The organism is Serratia fonticola, from assembly GCF_001006005.1.
GTDB classification, from domain to species: domain Bacteria; phylum Pseudomonadota; class Gammaproteobacteria; order Enterobacterales; family Enterobacteriaceae; genus Chania; species Chania fonticola.
In genome coordinates this window covers 4,464,413-4,481,860 of sequence record NZ_CP011254.1, presented here as the reverse complement: position 1 = coordinate 4,481,860, position 17,448 = coordinate 4,464,413, and the positions used below count along the sequence as shown (strand labels likewise).

Sequence of the window (17,448 nt, the reverse complement as noted above, 5' to 3'; positions counted from 1 at the left end):
AATTAACAATTTGTGCGGTTTTTTAGTTCAAAAGGCGGGAGAACAGCGGAAATGGGATATGGAGCACATTTTTACCGGCAAGAAATAGCCAAACCGGCCCTTTATTGGGGCCGGCTGTAGGTAATCTGAGGCTAGTCGGCCATCGCTTGATAAGCAGTGGTAACCTTCCACAAGTAACGCGGCGCTTGCGGTGCCGGGTGCTTCTTCTGGATATGCTGATAAAACTCGTCCGGGCTCATCTGATTGATGCGGTTAACCGCCACACGTTTATCTGATGAGAAGGTCCGTAACATCGCGCCTGCCCCGTTCACATAGGAAACGATGGTGGCATAGCGTAACGTTTGTGGATTGGTGATCCCGGCTAGCTGCTGGCTTTGAAGAATATTGATATAGGCTGTTCCCAGATCAATATTGACCGCCGGATCCTTCAACTCGCGTGAACTTGGCTGCCCGTTCTTTCCCTTCATACGGTAAGCATCGCGTCCAGCGGTTGAGGCTTTCAGCTGCATGAGCCCCACGGCATTCGAGGTGCTGACCACATTCGGGTTAAACCCGGACTCCACCTGAATGATCGCCTTAATCAGCGTTTCGTCGACGCCATAGTTGCTGGCGGCCTGACGAATATAATCGTTATAAGCGACCGGTGTCCCGGTACGGTTGCTTGGTGTTTGCGGTGGGGTTTTTAGCCAACCGCCCGAAGTGCCACTGCCTGCCTGGTTGCCGGTAGTTTGCGGATCTTTCGCACAACCGGCTAATAGTACGATTGCCATCAGGCAACCTATTTTTGTTTTCACAGAATCCCTCACTCCTTTCAATGAGTTGCGTAGCATATACAACTGGTAAGGATACCTGCATAACTTTTTTGGTCTATTCTCAGGCTATCCATATACCAAGAGGTGATTTATGAGTCAATCTTCGTCCATAGGATTTGTGGTGTCTTTCACCTATCCGGAACAGAGCTTAACCGATTTAGCTAAATTAACCGGACAAATGACGCTGGCCGGTTTTTCCACCATGCTCAGCGACAGCAATGGCGTTCCTCATGAGCTAGGGATCAACAGTTTTTCGCTAACAACGCCCTTAAATCAAGAAGATGTCAAACAGTTGGCACAAGGCTTGGGCGAGGTGGCATTGGGGGCAAAACCCGAAGTGGAGATAGTCACAGGCAGTGACTACTTTAAGCGGTTACATCCCGATACATAAAATGTTATAACTCACACGGCGGTACTATTTCATTAACAACAAAATAACCCCTTGGCAAAGCTTGGTGATGCTTGACTTCCGCTCAATTGATATTGATAATCATTTTCATTTGAATAAGGAGACGTCATCATGCTAATGAAAAACAACGTATTTACTCGTCGTCGTTTTAGTTTGTCCCACTTTCGCCCCCTTGCCCTGCTCTGCGTATGCCTCAGCGTTATTGCTGTGAGCCAACCGGCTTTGGCAAAAGAAAAACTGCGCGTGGTGACAACCTTCACCATTATCCAGGATATCGCCCAGAACGTGGCAGGCGACGCCGCCGTGGTAGAGTCCATCACCAAGCCTGGGGCGGAAATCCACGACTATCAGCCCACGCCGCGCGATATCGTTAAGGCACAGCACGCCGATCTGATTTTATGGAACGGGATGAACCTGGAGCGCTGGTTCCAACGCTTCTTCGAAAATATCAAACAGGTGCCCGCCGCCGTGGTGACCGAAGGGATCACCCCGCTGCCGATCCACGAGGGCCCGTATAACGGTAATCCAAACCCCCATGCCTGGATGTCGCCAAGCAATGCGCTGATCTACATCGAGAACATCCGCAAAGCGCTGGTACAGCACGATCCTGATAACGCCGAAACCTATAACCGCAATGCCAAAGCCTACGCTGAAAAAATCGCGGCGCTGGATGCCCCGCTACGCGAGCGTTTGTCGCGTATTCCGGCAGCCCAGCGCTGGCTGGTAACCAGCGAAGGCGCCTTTAGTTATCTGGCCAAAGACTATCAGTTGCAAGAAGTCTACCTGTGGCCGATCAATGCCGACGAACAGGGCTCACCGCAGCAGGTGCGTCGGGTGATTGATACCGTGCGGGCCAACCACATTCCGGTAGTGTTCAGCGAAAGCACCATTTCGGATAAACCGGCCAAGCAGGTGGCCAAAGAAACCGGCGCGCAATACGGCGGCGTGCTGTACGTCGATTCGCTTTCTGCCGCCGACGGGCCGGTGCCCACCTATATCGATCTGCTCAATGCCACCGTGCAAACCATCGCCAAAGGATTCAATCAATGAGTGTAGAGACCTTTATCCGCCCCGAACTTAGCGTGGATGACGTATCGGTCACCTATAACAACGGCCATACCGCGATCCATAACGCCAGTTTTACCCTTAGCGGTGGCTCGATCTGTGCGCTGGTGGGGGTTAACGGCAGCGGAAAATCGACCCTCTTCAAAAGCATCATGGGCCTGGTAAAACCGACATCCGGCCAGGTGACGCTGAGCGGGCAACCGGTTGTCGCTGCGCTGAAGAAAAATATTATCGCCTACGTGCCGCAGACCGAAGAGGTTGACTGGAACTTCCCGGTGCTGGTGGAAGACGTGGTGATGATGGGCCGCTACGGCAAAATGAACTTCCTGCGCATTCCTACCAAGGAAGATCGCCTGTGGGTCGATAAGGCGCTGGAGCGCGTAGGCTTGAGTGAGCTACGTAGCCGACAGATCGGCGAGCTTTCCGGCGGGCAGAAAAAGCGCGTATTCCTGGCCCGTGCCCTGGCTCAGCAGGGGACGGTGCTGCTGCTTGATGAGCCTTTTACCGGCGTGGATGTCAAAACCGAGAACGCCATTATCGAGCTGTTACGTTCGCTGCGCGATGAGGGGCACCTGATCCTGGTATCGACCCACAACCTCGGCAGCGTACCGGAGTTTTGCGATCGAGTGATCCTGATTAATCGTACCGTGCTTGCTGCCGGCCCGCTCGAGACCACGTTCACGCAAAGCAATCTGGAACTGGCGTTCGGTGGCGTATTGCGCCATATCAACCTCTCCGGGCCCGATCTACACGATGACAACGATCCCCGCACCGTGACGGTAATCACCGATGACGAGCGCCCTGCGGTGTTTTATGGTCATACCAAGAGCGATCCTCCGGCGCAAAGTCAGCAAAAGGAGAATAACCCCTGATGCTCGAGATCCTGCTGCAACCGTTCAACTACAACTACATGGTCAAGGCGATGTGGGTCAGCGCCATTGTCGGTGCGGCCTGCGCTTTTCTGTCGGCGTATCTGATGCTGAAAGGCTGGTCGTTGATGGGGGATGCGCTTTCCCACTCCGTGGTGCCTGGCGTGGCCGGTGCCTATGCCCTCGGTCTGCCCTATGCAGCTGGTGCGTTTTTCACCGGCATGCTGGCCGCGCTGGCGATGACATTGGTACGCCACGTTACCCGCCTGCGTGAAGATGCGATTATCGGCTTTATTTTCTCCACCTTTTTCGCCGTCGGCCTGTTGATCATTTCGCTCAATCCAACCTCGGTGAACGTGCAGTCAATCATCTTCGGCAACATTCTCGGTATCGCAGATGAAGACGTGTTACAGGTGGAGATTATTATCGGTGTTTCGTTACTGATCTTATGCCTGGTGTGGAAAGACCTGCTGGCGGTATTTTTCGATGAAAACCACGCGGTATCGATCGGGCTTTCGCCACTAAAGTTGAAGATCCTGTTCTTTACCCTGCTTAGCGCCTGTACCGTGGCCGCGCTGCAAACCGTCGGTGCCATTCTGGTGATCGCCATGGTGATAACCCCCGGTGCCACCGCCTATCTGCTGACCGACCGTTTTGGCCGGCTGGTGATTATTGCCATCGCCATCGGTGCCTTGACCAGCGGACTGGGTGCCTACCTCAGCTTCTTCGTCGACGGTGCAACCGGCGGCGTGATCGTCACACTGCAGACACTAGTGTTCCTGGCGGCCTTCCTGTTCGCACCGAAGCACGGGCTGTTAGCCTCAAAACGCCGCGTCACCCGTGGCAACTCTCCGGAGGGCAACTGATGGAACTCCTGTTGCAATGGTTCTCAGAGCCGTTCGCCTATCCCTTTATGCAACGCGCCATCATCGCGGCTATCGTCACCGGTGTCGTCTGCGCCGTGCTGTCTTGCTATCTGGTGTTGAAAGGCTGGTCACTGATGGGGGATGCCATTTCTCACGCCGTGCTTCCCGGCATTGTGTTGGCCTTTGTGTTCAGCATTCCACTGGCGATTGGCGCATTTCTTTCCGGCATTTTCTGCGCGGTCGCGACGGGCTATCTGAAAGAACACAGCCGGGTAAAGGAAGATACGGTGATGGGGATCGTCTTCTCCGGCATGTTTGCCTTTGGGCTGGTGCTGTTTGCCCGCATCGATACCGATCAACACCTCAGCCATATCCTGTTCGGCAATATGCTGGGGATCACCGACGGTGAACTACAGCAAACATTGTGGATCGCCGGGATCACGCTGGCGATCGTACTGCTCAAGCGCCAGGACTTTATGCTTTACTGTTTCGATCCGAACCATGCGCGCGTCATTGGTCTGCCGGTGAAGTTACTGCACTACGGCTTACTCTGCCTGCTGGCGTTAACCATTGTTGCCTCGCTACAGGCGGTGGGGGTGATCCTGGTGATTGCGATGCTGATCGCACCGGGGATCATTGCATTCACCCTGTGCCGCAGTTTCAACCGGATGCTGATCGTCGCCACCATCGCTTCGGTTTTTTCCTGCGTGCTGGGCACGTTAATCAGTTTTCATATCGACGGCGCAACCGGGCCGTGCATCGTGATCGTGCAGGCGCTGCTGTTTGTCATCGCCCTGCTCTATAGCCACTTCAAACCCGTGCAACGTCACGAAATCACCGTAGTTAAAAACCATTAAGCCGCCCTCACCCTAACCCTCTCCCCCAGGAGAGGGAACAGAATGTGCCACAGACTGACTCCTGCACCTACCCAAGCTCCGTACCAGCTCCCTCGCCAGAGAGCACTGTACATGCCGCAGACTGACTCCTGCACCTGCCCACGGCTCCGCACCAGCTCCCTCGCCCTGTGGGAGAGGGTTGGGGTGAGGGGAAAATCCCTACTATGACGTTTTCCGTGTAACAAGGAACTCGGCAAGTTAGCCTGAACCAGGCAGCATTCAGCATAAGCGTACTTAAATTAATCAATAGCGTATATACTTTGACCAGACACGCGGCGATGATATTTTCGTCAATAGATGGCGCAGCTGTGCGCCACATCGTGTTTTCGCCGCAGGAAAGACGCTAACCTAATGAAATCGCAGGCAACACAGAAGGGGATTACTATGTGGCAAGCCGTTAGCCGTCTGTTGAGTGAACATCTTGGCAGCGCAGAAATCCGCGAAAGGACTGAACTGCCCGGGGGAGAAATCCACCCGGCGTGGCGCGTGAGTTACGGTGACAGCGAGGTGTTTGTTAAATGTGATGCCCGCGAAATGCTGCCGATATTCACCGCAGAGGCAGACCAACTGGCGCTGTTGGCACGCAGTAAGACCGTGCGTGTCCCCGAAGTGTATGGGGTTGGCAGCGATCGCGATTACAGTTTCCTGCTGCTGGAGTATCAACCCCTTAAGCCGCTGGATGCGCACGGAGCGCACTGCCTCGGGCAACAACTGGCCCGCCTGCACCAGTGGAGCGAACAACCGCAGTTCGGTCTCGACTTCGATAACGACCTTTCCACCACGCCGCAGCCCAACGCCTGGCAACGCCGCTGGGCGGAATTTTTTGCCGAGCAACGCATCGGCTGGCAGCTACAGCTGGCGGCGGAAAAGGGCATGACCTTCGGTGATATCGACGAAATTATCGACGTGGTATATCTGAGGTTGCAACACCATCAGCCACAGCCTTCCCTGCTGCATGGCGATCTGTGGCCTGCCAACTGTGCTCAGGCCGCGGATGGGCCTTTGCTGTTCGATCCAGCCTGTTACTGGGGCGACAGAGAGTGTGATTTAGCGATGCTGCCGCTTTATCCTGAATTGCCCGCCCAGATTTATGACGGCTATCAGAGCGTGTGGCCACTTGAGGCCGGGTTTATCGAACGGCAGCCGCTGTATCAGCTTTATTACCTGCTCAACCGCAGCAACCTGTTTGGCGGCCAACATCTGGTCATGGCACAGCGGGCCATCGACAAGCTGCTCCATCCAGAAACGCTGTAATATAATGGGCGCCGCAAGTGGCGCCCATTACAGATCTACGCCACTCCGGCCATTTGCCCTAGCAGCTTGAGCACGAAATAAGCCACTACGGCGATCACCACCGGCAAGATATAGAGCGGGAAGTATTGCAGTAAAATGGTGTGGTGCGGCAACGTCACACGCTCCTCCAATTGCGCACGCGTGTGCCCTTCGCTGCCCTTGGCCTGTTCCAGGATCATCTGATCTTCCAATCCTTCACGGATAAACTTCACCTGACGCGACATGCGCGCACCGGAAGTCTGCAATGCCAGGCCGACAAAAATCAGGAAATAGATAATGATAAACATCAGATTAGCGCCGCTAAACAGGCTCTTATCCACGTCCGGTACGGGTGAGTTGTACCAGAAAATATTCAGGAATGGCGTATTGAAGCGCACCATGTCGACCATGACGTGGACAAAATCCAGCATCACGGCGTTGATCCCTCTGGACTTCTCACTGTGTTGATAAACAAAACCCAGCAGTGAAACCAGCGTTGAAAGTAACGCCGGGATGAAAACGACCCATCCGAAAATGCGTTTCAGTATGGCAACGCGCCCAGCCTGTTGATACGTCATGTGTTCCCCTTGTAAGTGACGTAACCGTTGTTGCGCTAAGTCTACCTGTAGTTAATGAAACTCGCCCACCGTTTTCTTTATCTTCCCCCTCAGTTCCAGAGAGATCCTGTACTTTGGGAAAACACCCCGGGCCCGAAGGGTGCAGGTGCCTGAACAAAAATGATAGAGTGGCGAAAACATTTTCTTTTACTGGTGCTGCAGGAGTTAATTGTTAATGGCTTATTCGCAACGCATAGCAACCGCAATTTTTGATATGGACGGTCTACTGATCGACTCTGAACCCCTGTGGTTACAGGCGGAAATGGACATCTTCAGCTCATTGGGGCTGGATCTGTCTGACCGTCACAAACTTCCGGATACGCTAGGTTTACGCATCGATCTGGTGGTGCGGATGTGGTTCCAGGCCATGCCGTGGCAAGGACCCTCTCAGGAGGAAGTCGCTGGCCGCATTATCGAGCGGGCCATCGAGTTGGTACGGGAAAAGCGCCCGTTGCTGCCTGGGGTGCAACAAGCGCTGGAACTGTGCCGTAGCCTGGATTTGAATATTGGGCTGGCCTCCGCCTCTCCGCTACATATGCAGCAGCAGGTGCTGAAGATGTTCGATCTGGAGAGCTATTTCGATCAGTTGGTTTCGGCCGAATACCTGCCCTACAGCAAACCGCACCCAGAAGTCTATCTGATCGCCGCAGAACGCCTGGGCAGCGATCCACAGCACTGTATTACTCTGGAAGACTCCTTCAACGGTATGATTGCCACCAAAGCGGCGCGTATGAAATCGATCGTGATCCCTGCGCACGAATACAGTCAGGATCCACGCTGGGCCTTGGCCGACCTTAAGTTGCAAAGCCTCGAGCAGTTGACTGCCGCCCATCTAGCCTGATCTTGACGGCATCGGCCCCGCCGGTGCCCTTTTCCCTCCCCTGCACCACAAAATAAATAAAACGCCATTTCATTTTTATTGAATTAAGACACCATTCAAATTATGCTAGTTGCATAAAGAAAACACCGGGCGAATCGGTGACACTGTCACTGCCACGCGGTTGCCATCGAAAGCCCGGTGCTTTCTTCCCTCACGGCAAGAGAGCAAAGCTATGATTTTGAATTCCTTCGACTTAACGGGCAAAGTGGCGCTGATCACCGGCTGCAATACCGGCCTGGGGCAAGGCATTGCAATTGGGTTGGCGCAGGCCGGTTGCGATATTATCGGCGTGAACCGCAGTCAGCCCCTTGAGACCATGAGCAAAGTCACCCAGACCGGGCGCCGATTCCTGAATCTGAACGCCGATCTCGGCAATATCGACGCCATCCCTTCTCTGCTAGCCGCCGCCGTTGAGGCGTTTGGCAGAATCGATATCCTGGTGAACAACGCAGGGATTATCCGCCGCGAAGACGCCCTGAATTTCAGTGAACAAGACTGGGATGAGGTGATGGACGTCAATATCAAGACCCTGTTCTTTATGGCACAGGCGGTGGCCAAACAGTTCATCAGCCAGGGCAGTGGCGGTAAAATTATCAATATTGCTTCGATGCTTTCTTTCCAGGGCGGCATTCGCGTACCGTCTTACACCGCGTCGAAAAGCGCAGTACTCGGCGTCACCCGGCTATTGGCCAATGAATGGGCACAATACCAGATTAACGTTAACGCCATTGCACCGGGCTATATGGCCACCAACAACACCCAACAGCTGCGTACCGATGAAGACCGCAGCCAGCAGATCCTCGAACGCATCCCCGCAGGGCGCTGGGGCACTCCGGATGACTTGATGGGCCCGATCGTGTTCCTTGCCTCGGCAGCATCCGACTACGTTAATGGCTACACGCTCGCAGTAGACGGCGGCTGGCTGGCTCGCTAATTCCAACTCGTCACGGGCGCAGCATGCAGCGCCCCTACATAATGAGTCTGCCTGTATCCCACGTTCGTAAGGCATGAGGTTTCAACCCTTTGTAAAACGGCGTAAAATTAACAAATCGTTACAGGGTAACCGCTTCCGTAACTGTAAAAATTCCCATATACTGGATAAATTAACAGTTTAGTGGCCGGAATATAGCAACATGACCGCGGAAGGACATCTCATATTTTCTGTTGCCTGCGCGATCTTTGCCAAGAAAGCGGAGGTGACTCCCGTGCTCGCCTCTGGCGATTGGTGGCACATCATTCCTGCCGCGCTGCTGACGTCGCTATTACCCGATATCGATCACCCTAAATCCATCCTGGGCCAGCGCCTGCGCTGGATCGCAATCCCGATCTCACGCGCCTTTGGCCACCGTGGTTTCACCCATAGCCTGCTGGCGATCGTCGGCGGCATGTGGCTATTTCAGCTAGAAGTGCCGCGCGGTTGGCCTATCCCCGCAGACGTGCTACACGCCATGATTATCGGTTATTTCAGCCACCTGCTGGCCGATATGCTCACCCCTGCCGGCGTGCCGTTGCTTTGGCCCTGCCGCTGGCGCTTCTGCCTGCCGATATTGAACTCACAAAAAGGCAACCAGCTGGAGCGGGTACTGTGTATAGTTTTGGTGGCTTTCGCCATCTACTGGCAAGGGGATTACACCTTTCCCTTGCAGTCGTATTTTGAGCAAATAAAAAATATCCGACTGTGATCACAAAAAATCGTCTATTTCCCCACCTTTCCGCTCATTACATCAACGATTTTAAGCCAAAAGTTATATTAAATTCTTTTTGGATATAAGTGCGCTGCACCGCAAACTGTTAGGATATTTACATCGCATTACATCGGTGCGTGGCACCTTTTATTATAAGAAAACAAGATTGGAGAACTGGGGATGAATCTACCGCTCGTATTAAACGTGCTGGTTTTTGCCGCCCTCCTTTTGCTGTTGGCGCAAACCCGCCATAAGCAATGGAGCCTGGCTAAAAAAGTGCTGGTTGGCCTGGCACTGGGTGTGGTGTTCGGTTTGGCACTGCAACTGGTATACGGCTCGGACAACCCGGTGCTGAAAGAGTCCATCGGCTGGTTTAACATCGTCGGTAACGGCTATGTACAGCTGCTGCAAATGATCGTGATGCCGCTGGTTTTCGCCTCTATCCTGAGCGCGGTAGCCAAGTTGCATAACGCTTCTTCGCTGGGCAAAATCAGCTTCCTGACCATTGGTACCCTGCTGTTTACCACTCTGATCGCCGCATTGGTGGGCGTATTGGTCACCAACCTGTTCGGGTTGACCGCAGAGGGTCTGGTCCAGGGCACACAAGAAACGGCTCGTTTGTCGGCGATCGAAACCAACTACGCAGGTAAAGTGGCCGATCTGAGTGTGCCACAATTGATCCTGTCATTTGTGCCGAAAAACCCGTTTGCCGATCTGACCGGGGCTAACCCAACGTCAATCATCAGCGTGGTGATTTTCGCTGCCTTCCTCGGTGTGGCTTCTCTGCAACTGCTTAAAGATGACCAACCGAAAGGCCAGCGCGTGCTGGTAGCTATCGATACCCTGCAAGCCTGGGTGATGAAGCTGGTCCGTCTGGTGATGAAACTGACTCCTTACGGCGTACTGGCGTTGATGACCAAGGTCGTTGCTGGCTCCAATATCCACGACATTATCAAGCTGGGCAGCTTTGTGGTTGCGTCTTACCTTGGTCTGGCGATCATGTTCGTGGTTCACGGCCTGCTGCTGAGCTTCACCGGCGTTAATCCACTGAAATTCTTCCGCAAGGCTTGGCCGGTGCTGACCTTTGCCTTCACCAGCCGTTCCAGCGCTGCCAGCATCCCGCTGAACGTCGAAGCGCAGACTCGCCGTCTGGGCGTGCCGGAGTCGATTGCCAGCTTCTCGGCTTCCTTTGGTGCCACTATTGGTCAGAACGGTTGCGCGGGTCTCTACCCGGCAATGCTGGCGGTGATGGTTGCGCCAACCGTGGGCATCAACCCGCTGGATCCACTGTGGATCGCAACGCTGGTCGGCATTGTTACCGTCAGTTCAGCTGGCGTTGCCGGTGTGGGTGGCGGCGCGACCTTCGCTGCACTGATTGTACTGCCAGCGATGGGCCTGCCGGTGACTCTGGTCGCCCTGCTGATTTCGGTTGAACCGTTGATCGACATGGGCCGCACCGCGCTGAACGTTAGTGGTTCGATGACCGCAGGTACCGTCACCAGCCAACTGATGAAGCAGACCGACAAAACCATTATGGACAGCGAAGACGAAGCGGAACTGGCTCACCGGTAACCCTAGACGGATTTGCAACTGAACCGGCGCCCAGGCGCCGGTTTTTTTTCACCAGGACTGCCAATGATATCTCATTAGTATTAGTGTGTAGCAAATAGGATCCGTGGAGCCCATTATGATTGAAACACGCCTGCTACATCAGTTCATCGCCGTCGCCGAGGAATTGCACTTCAATCGCGCAGCGCAACGGCTGCATATGGCACAACCCCCGTTGAGTCAGGCTATTCGTCGGCTGGAACATGAGATCGGCGCTCCGCTGTTTGAACGCACCAATCGCAGCGTGTCGCTCACGCCTGCTGGAACCGACTTTCTGGCAACGGCAAGAAAGGTGTTGCGCCTGCTTGATGAAGGCGTCGAACAGACCAGGCGAGTAGCGCAAGGCATCGAAGGCCATCTCACGTTAACCTTCATCAATATCGCCCCCTATGACGCATTACTAGGCGCATTGCAGCGCTTCCGCTCTGCATTCCCCGCCATCTCCTTCACCATGCGTGAGGCCACGACTCAAGAGCAGGTCGAGGCACTGGAACATGGCCACGCCGAGCTCGGTTTCATGAGGCCACCGGGCAGGACGGCTCCGGAACTGCGCTTCGAGTCCATTCTGCGAGAACCCATCATGATTGGCCTGCCAGCCACACACCCTCTCGCGTGCCACGAGATCATTGCACTGGCCGCACTGCGAGATGACGCCTTCGTATCGTCACCACGACACCTGGGCCAGGGCTTCCATGACCAGCTGGTTCAGCTTTGCGCAGCGGCAGGGTTCATACCACGCATTGCCCAACAGGCGCGGCAGCTGCAAACTCTGGTTGCTTTGGTGGCCAGCGGCTTCGGCGTTGCACTGTTGCCCGCGTCGCTGGCGCAGGAGGGTCGCAAAGACGTGGTATTCCGGCCAATCCAGGTCAATGCACCAGACGCACTACGGCATGTGGAATTGCTGATGGCTTGGAACCCGCACTCGCCTTGTCCTATTCGAGACAAACTGATCGATGAGGTGCGAGATGCCATGGCATCGGCGCCCTTGATTGAAACCTGATAAGTCTTGTTTCGGTACAAATAAGATATTTTACACTCAGGAGTGGTCGCTCCATCATCGTGCTATTGCCAAACGGAGGTACATGATGACAGATCGACGCTTAAACGAGCCGTTCAAAGACAAGGTAGCGATTGTCACTGGCGGTGGCCGGGGGCTTGGGAACGCTTACGCCAAGGCCCTCTTGGAGCGTGGCGCACGGGTAATCGTTAGCGACCTGGGAACCAGCCTTACCGGAGACGGGACTGACCCAGACATGATGAGCGAGGCGATACATGCCTTGCAGGTCGACGGTGGATCGTTCATCACCCACAGCGGGCGCCTGGATAACGAGGATGGCTGCCAACAACTCGTGGCGCTGGCCATCGAGCAATTCGGCGCGCTGGATATCCTGATCCACAACGCGGGTTGGGTCGGCTATCAGCCCATTGAGACACAGGAAGAGGAATTCCTTGAGCGCTCCCTTGGCATCAACGTGCGTACGCCGATCTGGTTGAGCAAGCACGCCTGGGCACATCTCAAGCTTTCCCCATCACCACGGATCGTGCTGACAACCTCTGACCGTGCCATGTATCAACGCTACGCGCAGCCAGGCCTGACGGCCTACGCCGCTGGCAAGATGGCCCAAGTGGGCATCATGAATGTTCTGAGTATGGAAGGAAAACCGGACGGCATTCTGGTCAACGCCATCTCTCCAGTAGCCAAGACCCGCATGTGGGGGATCACACAGCCACCCACAGACCTAAAGCCCGAGTGGGTGGTGCCGGGCTTGCTATATCTGGCCAGCTCGTTATGCCAGGACACAGGCGTTATCCTGCGCGCCAGCAACGGCCAGTTCACTGCAACCCGCTTTTGTGAAAACCCCGGCGTAACCTATCCTACGGATCTGGCGCGAATTGAGTGTGCCAGCGTGGAGGATGTCGCCCACAATTGGCCGCGCATCAAGGAGTTTGGCGATGCGTGACGAGTGTCGTCTGCACAAGATCGCCGAAGTCCGTGCCGACCTTGGCGAGAGTCCAGTCTGGGATAAAGACAACCGCCTTTTGTACTTCGTCGATATCTCTGGTGGCAAGATTAACGTCATGACCCCGCAAGCACGAGTGGCAACCGTCTATCAATCGACGGCGCGCATCGGTGCCCTGGCCCTTACGGATAGAGGCAATCTGATCTTCACCGAAGATACGCGGGTTGCCATTCTGGATCCCAAGGAAGGCGTGGTCCGCACGCACTCTACCGCTGCCCATAACAAAGGCTGCTATCGGTTCAACGACGGGGCCTGCGATCCGCAAGGGCGCTTTATCACCGGCCTGATGCACGAGGGGCCGAACCGTGAGGCCGGAGCGCTGTACCGCTATGACGGTGAACTGAACGCCCAAGCGATCCAGAGGAATATCGCGCTGCCTAATGGCCTGGCCTGGTCGGAAGATGGCCACACGCTGTTCTTTGTCGATTCCATCGCACGTTCAATATTTCGGGCCGCATACACTCCCAACGGGGAACTGGAGGCCGTAATGTGCTTCGCCGAAACCCCGGCAGAACTGGGACGTCCCGATGGTATCGCCCTGGATCGAGCCGGAGAATTGTGGGTCTGTATGTTCAACGGAGGATGTTTGCTGCGCTACGACAGTAACGGCAACCTGAGCGAGCGCGTCGCCATGCCCGTGCCGCGCCCCACCAGTTGCTGCTTTGGCGGGGAAGGTCTGGAAACCTTATTCATCACCACGGCGCGCTATGCCATGACGCCCGCAGAACTGGCTGAATACCCTGATTCTGGTGACCTCTTTGCTATTCGTCCAGCCATTGCTGGTGTTCCACGTCACTTGTTCAAAGAGTGCAAGATAGGCCAATAGCAGACGGTTGGATTTTATAAACCGAGGGGATATTTCGAAGGTTGGGCGAGAAAGCGTAGGGGCGAAGCTATGTTCGGCCCCCTACAACTACGGCAGGCTTAAAACGGATAGTCGTGATAACCCATTTGCTCTGAAATCAGACGAGCGGCGGTATGCAACTGCGCCACGTAGCCCTCTTTGCCTTCTTCGGAGAAGCGGATGGTCGGGAAGGAGATGCTCAAGCCCGCGATCACCACGCCAAAACGGTCAAACACTGGCACCGCGATGCAGCGCAAGCCTTCTTCCTGTTCTTCGATATCTTCGCCAAACCCCTGCTCACGTACCTTATCCAACAGCGGCAGTAACTCTGCAGCGCTGGCGATGGTGTGCGGAGTGCTGCGGGTAAACTCGACGTGGGACAGGATTTCTTCCACTTCGCCGCGATCGCGCCAGGCTAGCAGGACTTTACCAATCGCAGTACTGTGCAGCGGGTTGCGGCGACCGATGCGTGAATACATACGCAGGTTATACATGGAGTCGATTTTGTGGATATAGACGATGCTGTCTTCATCCAGCGCCCCCAGGTGGATGGTCTCACGCGTCTGGTTAGACAGTTCACGCATCTGGATGTCCGCGCTGCGGATCAAATCAACGTTTTGCAGCGATTTGGCACCCAGTTCAAACAGCTTGAGGGTCAGCGAATATTTCTCCGACTCCCCTTCCTGTGAGACATAACCCAGCGACTTCATGGTTTGCAGGAAACGGTAAACGGTACTTTTGGACATCATTACCCGCTGTGAAAGCTCGGTAATGCCGATCTCGCGCTCATCACCCAGTGCCTGCAGGATGCCAAACACTTTCAGCACTGATGAAACGGAATCCGGTTGTTTGTCTAGATCTGCGTTAGCCATGGTTAATACCTTAACTTAACTATTTTTGTTTTAGGAAATTTGAACAAGAGTTTCAGTATAATCGGAACATTTCACCCCATGCAATGGAAGTTGCGCAATATTCGCCATTATTGATGGGATTAGCGGCAGACATCCCACTACTTTTACATTTAGCACAGAAACGGCGGGTGCATTCGGCGGGAAATATGATTAGCATTGCAATATTCCCCCTGTTTAATAAATACCTCCATGACAACGCTTGCTCATTCCGACGGCTTACCCGTCCCGCAACGCTACGGAGCGATCCTGGCCATTGCGCTAGGCATTACCGTTTCGGTGCTTGACGGGGCGATCGCCAACGTGGCCTTGCCGACCATCGCCCGCGATCTTAACGCCAGCCCAGCCAGCTCGATCTGGGTGGTCAATGCCTATCAGTTGGCGATCACCATCTCGTTGCTATCGCTGGCATCCTTGGGCGATCTGATTGGCTATCGCCGTATCTATCAGGCTGGTCTACTGGTATTCAGCATTACCTCGCTATTCTGCGCACTGTCCGATTCGCTATTAACACTAACGATTGCCCGCGTGCTGCAAGGGTTTGGTGCCGCGGCGATTATGAGCGTTAACACCGCTCTGATCCGCATTATCTATCCGCAACGCTATCTTGGCCGAGGCATCGGGATAAACTCGCTGATCGTAGCCTTCTCTTCCGCCGCCGGGCCTACTGTCGCCGCCGCCATTTTATCCGTGGCCTCCTGGCAGTGGCTCTTTGCCATCAACCTGCCGATAGGCATCGTCGCACTGATGCTGGGAATGAAATACCTGCCAGCTAACAGCCAGAAAAGCACTAATCAGCGCTTTGACCCTACCAGTGCGGTGATGAATGCCCTGACGTTTGGCCTGCTGATCACCGCCATTAGCGGTTTTGCCCAAGGGCAAAGCCTGCTGCTGATTGCCGCTGAAATCGCGGCGTTGCTGGTGATTGGTTACTTCTTTGTGCGCCGTCAGTTGCGGCAGACATCCCCTTTACTGCCGGTGGATCTGCTGCGCATCCCTATTTTTGCGCTGTCGATGGGCACCTCGATCTGCTCTTTTGCCGCCCAGATGCTGGCCATGGTGTCGTTACCCTTCTTCCTACAGGCCTCTCTGGGCCGTGACGAGGTAGCGACAGGTTTGCTGTTAACTCCCTGGCCGTTGGCCATTATCGTGATGGCACCGATTGCAGGCCGCCTGGTGGAGCGTGTTCATGCAGGGTTACTGGGAGGGATTGGTTTGGCGACCTTCGCGCTCGGTTTGTTCCTGCTGGCGCTGTTGCCACATAACCCGACGGATCTGGATATTATCTGGCGCATGCTACTGTGCGGTGCGGGCTTTGGGTTATTCCAGTCGCCTAACAATCACACCATTATTTCTGCCGCCCCACGCCACCGCAGCGGCGGAGCCAGTGGCATGTTGGGCACTGCACGATTATTGGGGCAAACCTCTGGCGCGGCACTGGTGGCTTTGATGTTCAACCTGTTCCCCACCAGCGGCACACACGCTTCGTTGGTGTTGGCGGGGATCTTCGCCAGCGTCGCGGCCGTAGTGAGTTGCTTACGTATCACTCAACCCCGCGCGAACCTCGCTGAACCTGGTAACTAGCTTATCGGGCAGAACGCGGGTATCGGGCGCAGCATGCAGCGCCCCTACGCCATAAGCCCGGTGAGGGTTTGAAACTGCTGATATCAACCTAGCCACCTCGTAGGGGCGCCGCATGCTGCGCCCATTTAAACAGCAAAAACCCCGGCGAGCCGGGGTTTGTTTGATGCAGGGTTATTTCAGATACTGGCCGGAACGCAGCGCTTCGATACGCTTGTCCAACGGCGGGTGTGACATAAACAGCTCGCTGAACGACTTGGATTTGCCGTTGATGCAGAAAGCCATCAGGGTGCCCGCTTCCTGCGGTTCATAGCTGGTTTTCAAACGTTGCAGCGCAGCGATCATCTTCTCGCGGCCGACCAGTTTGGCTGAACCCGCATCGGCGTGGAATTCACGATGACGTGAGAACCACATGGTGATAATGCTGGCCAGAATACCAAATACCAGCTCCAACACCATCGACACGCCGAAGTAGATCATCGGGTTGCCGTTACCTTCGCCTTCCCCATCACGGTTACCCAGGAAACCGGCGGCCACCTGAGCAATCAGGCGCGACACGAAGATCACGAAGGTGTTCACCACCCCTTGGATCAGCGTCATGGTCACCATGTCGCCATTGGCAACGTGGCTGATTTCGTGGGCGATCACCGCTTCCGCCTCATCACGGCTCATGCTTTGCAGCAGGCCGGTACTGACCGCCACCAGCGATGCATCGCGGCGTGCGCCGGTCGCAAAGGCGTTGATGTCCGGTGCCTGGTAGATGGCCACCTGCGGCATGGCGATACCCGCCTGCTGCGATTGGCGGCGCACCGTGTCCAACAGCCAGCGCTCGGTTTCGTTACGCGGCTGTTCAATCACTTCCCCACCGACGGAGCGCAGCGCCATCCATTTGGACATCAGCAGTGAAACAAACGCACCGCCAAAACCGAACAGACCGGCCATGATCATCAGGCCTTGAACGCTACTGGATTGGATCCCTGTCAGGCTAAGCACCAGCCCGAAAACCAACATCACCGCCAGGTTGGTGAGCAGGAACAAAGCTATACGCATCATAGAATGTTTACTTCCTCGTTATTTGTTAACAAAACGCGACCTCAGATACCCAGATCTTATGG

Annotated in this window: 18 protein-coding genes; 14 read left to right on the top strand and 4 right to left on the bottom strand. The window is 55.0% G+C overall.

Annotated elements, in window-relative coordinates; all coding sequences use genetic code 11:
* Window positions 1-131: 131 nt before the first annotated feature.
* Window positions 132-794, bottom strand: coding sequence for a transglycosylase SLT domain-containing protein (locus WN53_RS19845; protein WP_021178197.1), 663 nt, complete (start codon window positions 792-794; stop codon window positions 132-134).
* Between the two features lie 109 nt (window positions 795-903).
* Between WN53_RS19845 and ghoS the strand changes: the two genes are divergently transcribed.
* From ghoS to WN53_RS19815, 6 genes are all read left to right on the top strand, one after another.
* Window positions 904-1,203, top strand: coding sequence for a type V toxin-antitoxin system endoribonuclease antitoxin GhoS (ghoS, locus tag WN53_RS19840; RefSeq protein ID WP_024486844.1), 300 nt, complete (start codon window positions 904-906; stop codon window positions 1,201-1,203).
* 129 nt (window positions 1,204-1,332) lie between these two features.
* Window positions 1,333-2,271 (top strand): metal ABC transporter substrate-binding protein, encoded by a 939-nt coding sequence (locus WN53_RS19835; protein ID WP_024486843.1) that lies wholly within the window; start codon window positions 1,333-1,335, stop codon window positions 2,269-2,271.
* Complete coding sequence (locus tag WN53_RS19830; RefSeq protein ID WP_024486842.1) at window positions 2,268-3,158, top strand: manganese/iron ABC transporter ATP-binding protein; 891 nt, start codon at window positions 2,268-2,270, stop codon at window positions 3,156-3,158. Before WN53_RS19835 ends, WN53_RS19830 begins: the two co-directional genes overlap by 4 nt.
* Entirely contained in the window at window positions 3,158-4,021 is an 864-nt protein-coding gene (locus WN53_RS19825) for a metal ABC transporter permease (RefSeq protein WP_024486841.1), read from the top strand. The genes WN53_RS19830 and WN53_RS19825 overlap by 1 nt, the downstream gene beginning before the upstream one ends.
* Window positions 4,021-4,878 carry a metal ABC transporter permease gene (locus WN53_RS19820; RefSeq protein ID WP_024486840.1) on the top strand — a complete coding sequence of 286 codons (858 nt, stop codon included), beginning with the start codon at window positions 4,021-4,023 and terminating at the stop codon, window positions 4,876-4,878. The genes WN53_RS19825 and WN53_RS19820 overlap by 1 nt, the downstream gene beginning before the upstream one ends.
* Before the next feature lie 423 nt (window positions 4,879-5,301).
* Window positions 5,302-6,171, top strand: coding sequence for a fructosamine kinase family protein (locus tag WN53_RS19815; protein WP_046808194.1), 870 nt, complete (start codon window positions 5,302-5,304; stop codon window positions 6,169-6,171).
* A gap of 35 nt (window positions 6,172-6,206) precedes the next feature.
* Here WN53_RS19815 and WN53_RS19810 read toward each other — a convergent pair whose 3' ends face one another.
* A complete protein-coding gene (locus WN53_RS19810) occupies window positions 6,207-6,767 on the bottom strand; it encodes a YniB family protein (RefSeq protein WP_024486719.1) in 561 nt (186 codons plus the stop codon).
* 214 nt (window positions 6,768-6,981) lie between these two features.
* Between WN53_RS19810 and hxpB the strand changes: the two genes are divergently transcribed.
* The 7 genes from hxpB (at window position 6,982) to WN53_RS19775 (ending at window position 13,826) form a co-directional block, all read left to right on the top strand.
* Window positions 6,982-7,647 (top strand): hexitol phosphatase HxpB, encoded by a 666-nt coding sequence (gene hxpB / locus WN53_RS19805; protein WP_024486718.1) that lies wholly within the window; start codon window positions 6,982-6,984, stop codon window positions 7,645-7,647.
* Between the two features lie 211 nt (window positions 7,648-7,858).
* Window positions 7,859-8,620: a 2-dehydro-3-deoxy-D-gluconate 5-dehydrogenase KduD gene (kduD, locus tag WN53_RS19800; RefSeq protein ID WP_024486717.1), complete on the top strand. Its 762-nt coding sequence runs from the start codon at window positions 7,859-7,861 to the stop codon at window positions 8,618-8,620.
* 199 nt (window positions 8,621-8,819) lie between these two features.
* A complete protein-coding gene (locus WN53_RS19795; protein ID WP_046808193.1) occupies window positions 8,820-9,368 on the top strand; it encodes a metal-dependent hydrolase in 549 nt (182 codons plus the stop codon).
* Between the two features lie 183 nt (window positions 9,369-9,551).
* Entirely contained in the window at window positions 9,552-10,943 is a 1,392-nt protein-coding gene (locus WN53_RS19790) for an L-cystine transporter (RefSeq protein ID WP_024486715.1), read from the top strand.
* A 115-nt stretch (window positions 10,944-11,058) separates the two neighbouring features.
* Window positions 11,059-11,979 (top strand): LysR substrate-binding domain-containing protein, encoded by a 921-nt coding sequence (locus WN53_RS19785; protein WP_046808192.1) that lies wholly within the window; start codon window positions 11,059-11,061, stop codon window positions 11,977-11,979.
* An 82-nt stretch (window positions 11,980-12,061) separates the two neighbouring features.
* Entirely contained in the window at window positions 12,062-12,940 is an 879-nt protein-coding gene (locus WN53_RS19780) for an SDR family NAD(P)-dependent oxidoreductase (protein ID WP_200865479.1), read from the top strand.
* Complete coding sequence (locus tag WN53_RS19775; RefSeq protein ID WP_024486588.1) at window positions 12,933-13,826, top strand: SMP-30/gluconolactonase/LRE family protein; 894 nt, start codon at window positions 12,933-12,935, stop codon at window positions 13,824-13,826. Before WN53_RS19780 ends, WN53_RS19775 begins: the two co-directional genes overlap by 8 nt.
* A gap of 98 nt (window positions 13,827-13,924) precedes the next feature.
* On the opposite strand, the gene kdgR is transcribed toward WN53_RS19775, so the two are convergent.
* A complete protein-coding gene (kdgR, locus tag WN53_RS19770; protein WP_024486587.1) occupies window positions 13,925-14,716 on the bottom strand; it encodes a DNA-binding transcriptional regulator KdgR in 792 nt (263 codons plus the stop codon).
* Between the two features lie 228 nt (window positions 14,717-14,944).
* Here kdgR and WN53_RS19765 point away from each other — a divergent pair, with 228 nt between their 5' ends.
* Window positions 14,945-16,336 carry an MFS transporter gene (locus WN53_RS19765; RefSeq protein ID WP_024486586.1) on the top strand — a complete coding sequence of 464 codons (1,392 nt, stop codon included), beginning with the start codon at window positions 14,945-14,947 and terminating at the stop codon, window positions 16,334-16,336.
* 171 nt (window positions 16,337-16,507) lie between these two features.
* On the opposite strand, the gene htpX is transcribed toward WN53_RS19765, so the two are convergent.
* Window positions 16,508-17,386, bottom strand: coding sequence for a protease HtpX (gene htpX, locus WN53_RS19760; RefSeq protein ID WP_021178212.1), 879 nt, complete (start codon window positions 17,384-17,386; stop codon window positions 16,508-16,510).
* Window positions 17,387-17,448 lie beyond the last annotated feature (62 nt).

Bases quoted from the DNA above. Each gene is read 5' to 3' on its own strand.
- ghoS (WP_024486844.1), top strand. From the start codon at position 904: ATGAGTCAATCTTCGTCCATAGGATTTGTGGTGTCTTTCACCTATCCG.
- WN53_RS19835 (WP_024486843.1), top strand. From the start codon at position 1,333: ATGCTAATGAAAAACAACGTATTTACTCGTCGTCGTTTTAGTTTGTCC.
- WN53_RS19830 (WP_024486842.1), top strand. From the start codon at position 2,268: ATGAGTGTAGAGACCTTTATCCGCCCCGAACTTAGCGTGGATGACGTA.
- WN53_RS19825 (WP_024486841.1), top strand. From the start codon at position 3,158: ATGCTCGAGATCCTGCTGCAACCGTTCAACTACAACTACATGGTCAAG.
- WN53_RS19820 (WP_024486840.1), top strand. From the start codon at position 4,021: ATGGAACTCCTGTTGCAATGGTTCTCAGAGCCGTTCGCCTATCCCTTT.
- WN53_RS19815 (WP_046808194.1), top strand. From the start codon at position 5,302: ATGTGGCAAGCCGTTAGCCGTCTGTTGAGTGAACATCTTGGCAGCGCA.
- WN53_RS19810 (WP_024486719.1), bottom strand. From the start codon at position 6,767: ATGACGTATCAACAGGCTGGGCGCGTTGCCATACTGAAACGCATTTTC.
- hxpB (WP_024486718.1), top strand. From the start codon at position 6,982: ATGGCTTATTCGCAACGCATAGCAACCGCAATTTTTGATATGGACGGT.
- kduD (WP_024486717.1), top strand. From the start codon at position 7,859: ATGATTTTGAATTCCTTCGACTTAACGGGCAAAGTGGCGCTGATCACC.
- WN53_RS19795 (WP_046808193.1), top strand. From the start codon at position 8,820: ATGACCGCGGAAGGACATCTCATATTTTCTGTTGCCTGCGCGATCTTT.
- WN53_RS19790 (WP_024486715.1), top strand. From the start codon at position 9,552: ATGAATCTACCGCTCGTATTAAACGTGCTGGTTTTTGCCGCCCTCCTT.
- WN53_RS19785 (WP_046808192.1), top strand. From the start codon at position 11,059: ATGATTGAAACACGCCTGCTACATCAGTTCATCGCCGTCGCCGAGGAA.
- WN53_RS19780 (WP_200865479.1), top strand. From the start codon at position 12,062: ATGATGACAGATCGACGCTTAAACGAGCCGTTCAAAGACAAGGTAGCG.
- WN53_RS19775 (WP_024486588.1), top strand. From the start codon at position 12,933: ATGCGTGACGAGTGTCGTCTGCACAAGATCGCCGAAGTCCGTGCCGAC.
- kdgR (WP_024486587.1), bottom strand. From the start codon at position 14,716: ATGGCTAACGCAGATCTAGACAAACAACCGGATTCCGTTTCATCAGTG.
- WN53_RS19765 (WP_024486586.1), top strand. From the start codon at position 14,945: ATGACAACGCTTGCTCATTCCGACGGCTTACCCGTCCCGCAACGCTAC.
- htpX (WP_021178212.1), bottom strand. From the start codon at position 17,386: ATGATGCGTATAGCTTTGTTCCTGCTCACCAACCTGGCGGTGATGTTG.